Source organism: Actinomycetota bacterium (genome assembly GCA_030774015.1).
GTDB lineage: Bacteria > Actinomycetota > UBA4738 > UBA4738 > JACQTL01 > JALYLZ01.
This window is the reverse complement of sequence record JALYLZ010000040.1, coordinates 1-3214: the sequence shown is the minus strand read 5'-3', so window position 1 is coordinate 3214 and position 3214 is coordinate 1. Positions and strand designations below refer to the sequence as shown.

At 72.2% G+C, this 3214-nt stretch carries 4 protein-coding genes; 1 reads left to right on the top strand and 3 read right to left on the bottom strand.

Translation table 11 applies throughout. The features are described 5' to 3' along the window. Nucleotides 1-479 (bottom strand): ATP-binding protein (locus M3Q23_03735; GenBank protein MDP9341223.1); only part of this gene is annotated, 479 nt, incomplete at its 3' end. 1 nt (nt 480) lies between these two features. Continuing rightward, nucleotides 481-1716 (bottom strand): hypothetical protein, encoded by a 1236-nt coding sequence (locus M3Q23_03730; protein ID MDP9341222.1) that lies wholly within the window; start codon nt 1714-1716, stop codon nt 481-483. A 495-nt stretch (nt 1717-2211) separates the two neighbouring features. Here M3Q23_03730 and M3Q23_03725 point away from each other — a divergent pair, with 495 nt between their 5' ends. Then, nucleotides 2212-2808 (top strand): hypothetical protein, encoded by a 597-nt coding sequence (locus M3Q23_03725; protein ID MDP9341221.1) that lies wholly within the window; start codon nt 2212-2214, stop codon nt 2806-2808. A 47-nt stretch (nt 2809-2855) separates the two neighbouring features. On the opposite strand, the gene M3Q23_03720 is transcribed toward M3Q23_03725, so the two are convergent. After that, on the bottom strand, nt 2856-3128 hold the full coding sequence (locus tag M3Q23_03720; protein MDP9341220.1) for a site-specific DNA-methyltransferase: 273 nt from the start codon (nt 3126-3128) through the stop codon (nt 2856-2858). Nucleotides 3129-3214: the final 86 nt, after the last annotated feature.

The window sequence follows — 3214 nt, the reverse complement described above, 5'->3', positions numbered from 1 at the left end:
CGGAGGGCCCGGTCGGGCCCCCGTCCCTCCTCCACGGCCTTCGCCACCACGGCGCTCACCACCCGCTCCAGCACCGCCGGCAGGGCGCCCCCCTCGGGGCGGACCCTGGTGGCGAGCCCGGCCGTGATGGCCCGGTACAGGGCCTGGGCGTGGCCCCCGGTGCTGTGCAGGCGGTGAGAGGGGGTCAGGTCCACCCGGGTCGCCACCAGGTTCTTGGCGAGGGCGGCCCGGTGGAGGACGGCGAGCAGGAACGTCTTGCCCGCGCCGTTCGGGCCGACCACCGCCCGGCACCTCGCCCCGCCCCGGGCCACGGCGTCGAGATCCGAGGCGAGCGCCTCCAGCTCGGACCCCCGCCCCACCACCAGGTGGTGCAGGCCTGTGGCGGGGACCTCCCCTACGCGAAGGGCCGCGATGATAGCGTCGCGCTCCCTCGGGCGAACGGGCTCTCGTTCCACTGCGCGTTCCGCGATCTCGGTCACCTCAGGTCAACTCCTTCGCTCGTGGATGGACGTCGAGGGGGTCCTCCCCTTCCATCAGCGGCTCTCCCCAGGCCTCCAAGGCGGCCTCGTTGATGCGGTCGAGGGCCGCCTGGGGCATGAGGCCGTGACCGGCGGCGAGGGCCTCCAGCTCCTCGGCCCGCCACCGAGGTCGGACCGCCAGGTCGGTGAGGAAAGCGGCGTGGGATGGATCGAGCCCCCCGGGAGAACGAGGAGGAGGCGCCTCCTCCTCCTCGGCCAGGTGGCGGGCCAGGAGGGAGCTCGCGGCCTCGGTCTCCCGCCTGGTCGCTGCGATCCGGCCGCGGTCTAACCCCGCTGTCTCGGGCCCCGACCGAGGGGTGATCGGGCGCCCCAGAGCACGATCGTGGAGCGCCATGTACGCGTCGTCGGAAGAGAAGCCAAGCAGGCCCCACGCCCTGACCATCGCTTCGAGGGCGGGACCCGAGGTGGCGAACGTCCGAGGGACCAGGCCCGCGAGGGTCTCGGCAAGCCGGCGCCTCTTCCCCTCGTCGAGCCGGCCCAGGCGGGCCCCAAGCCCGGAGCCTGACCGGCCTGTGGCGAGGAGCCACCGGACCCTGGCCTCGGCCCGGGCCAGCTCGGACGCCGGGATGCCGGCCACCGTCACCACCAGGGCCCAGGCCGAAGACTCCAGGGCGTCCCGGGCGTCTTGCTCGCTGAGTGCCCTCAAGACCACGCCCCCGAGGGTCGCCACGTCTCGGCCGAGCGGACTCAGGGGTCCGGGCTTCCCCTCCCCTGCCCTGAAGAGGACCAGGGTCTGCTCCTGGCGGGAAGACATCCTGGGGTCGGGCTCGACCAGATAGCCGAGCCGCCCCAGCAGCGCGACCACACCGAAGGGGTCGCGGTCCCCTTGCCCTGAGCCATCTCCCTCCAGGGCCATCAGCCGGTCCGCCCCCACCACGGCAGCCTCGCCCTGGCCCAGCAGGCGCTCGGCTCCCTCCCTCATCCCATCGGCGGTGGGATGGCGTCCCCGTTGGATGAGTTCTACCGGGAGCAGGGCAACTGCTCCCGCCGAGTCACGGGCTCCCGGCCTCTTCTTCACGTGCTGCTGGAACGGGCGGAGGGCGTCGACGCACCGCCAGGCCAGGCGCTCAGCGATCCTTGACCCGGCGACCGCGTCGGGGAGGGGGACCCCTTTCGGCCACTGCCCGGGGAAGCGGATGAAGAACAAGCGCACGAACTCCTCTGGAACGCCCCTCACGGCCCTGACGAGTTGGGGCGAGTCGATGAGGCCGTCAAGGGCGCGCCCGGCGAGCAACGGCCACGGCCCGACGCCGGCTGCTCCTAGGAAGGACCTCGCTGCCGCTCGGCTCGCACTGTCTGGTGGCTTCGGGTCCCGGTGGCGGGCCACCTCGGACTCGGTCACCGGCGCTCCGCTTCCAGGGCGTCGAGGAGGCGCCGGTACGCGGAGGCGTGCCCGGGTCGGGGAGCCTGACCCCGTTCCCGCCTGAGCACGGTCATCGGACGGACCCCCGGGGCTGCGGCGACCTCCCGGAGGCTGAGGCCCGCCCGCCGCCTGATCCGCCGACGGGCGCCGGGCCGGGGGAGCCGGGTCGGCCTGACCCGCTCGACGAGCTCCGTCTGCCATTCATCGATGCAGCCGTTGACCGCATGGGCAGACGGTACCGCCCTTCGCCCTGGACGGTCAAGGGATGCACCTGCGAATGGCGGACGGGGCCGATGCTATCGTGGCGCGATGCCTTCGGAAGTCTTGGGCACCGTCTACGTGCTGAAGGGGGGAGGACTGCTCCTCATCGCCCGGGGGGGATGGACGCTGTATCTGGACGATGGCATCCGTGGCACGGTGCGGATCCGGTTCTCCGCCCCGGAGGGCGAGCGGATCCAGATCGCCGACCTGTACCTGAGCGACCTCGGCGCGGCCGACCTGCGCCGGCTGCCACTGGGCAGGCTGGAGACCGTGGTGAACGCGTCCCACATCTCCCGTCGCCTCCGGGCCTCGATCGCCGCCGGGGGGACGGGCCCGGAGAACGCCCCGGACCCGGGGAAGCTCAAGCTCGGTGAGGGCAGGATCGGTCCGATCACGATCAGACTTCCCCCGTTGAAGGTGCCGGCCGGCACGGGCAAGAGGCCGGACAGGTTCTACGCGGACGTGGTCAACCATTACCACGTCAAGGCCCTGGAGACGTCTGGGCCCGCCGAGGCCCTCGCCACCGAGGTGGGGGTCCCGACCTCGACGGTGCACCGGTGGTTGCGAGAGGCGAGACGGCGCGGACTGATGCCCAAGGGCAAGAAGATTACGTGGCGGGGTCCGGGCGACCTTTCGCCGGCGTGAGGGAGTCCCTCCAGGGATGCACTCGCAGGTTGGAGTCCGCGTCGGCGTCATGCCTGTGCCTTGACACCGAAGGGAGAGGGCGAAGTGGCATCTAGCCCGTTCGCACTCCCGGCCTGAGCTCGAACAACCTCCACCCGGGCTCCCAGCCCTGCCGCGGGAAATCGCCGCTCGGCAAGGTCAACGTAGGCGGGCTCGACCTCGACCGAGATCGAGTTCCGGCCGGTCTCCATCGCGGCGAGGGCAGTGGTCCCCGTTCCGGCGAAGGGATCGAGCACGGTATCGCCGGCGAAGCTGAACATCCGGATGAGGCGGCGCGGCACCTCCGCCGGATACGGGGCCGGGTGGTCTCGCCTCACCTGCCCAGGGACGCCCGTCCAGATTGGTGCGAACCACCGGACGTAGTCGT

Bases quoted from the DNA above. Each gene is read 5' to 3' on its own strand.
- M3Q23_03725 (MDP9341221.1), top strand. From the start codon at position 2,212: ATGCCTTCGGAAGTCTTGGGCACCGTCTACGTGCTGAAGGGGGGAGGA.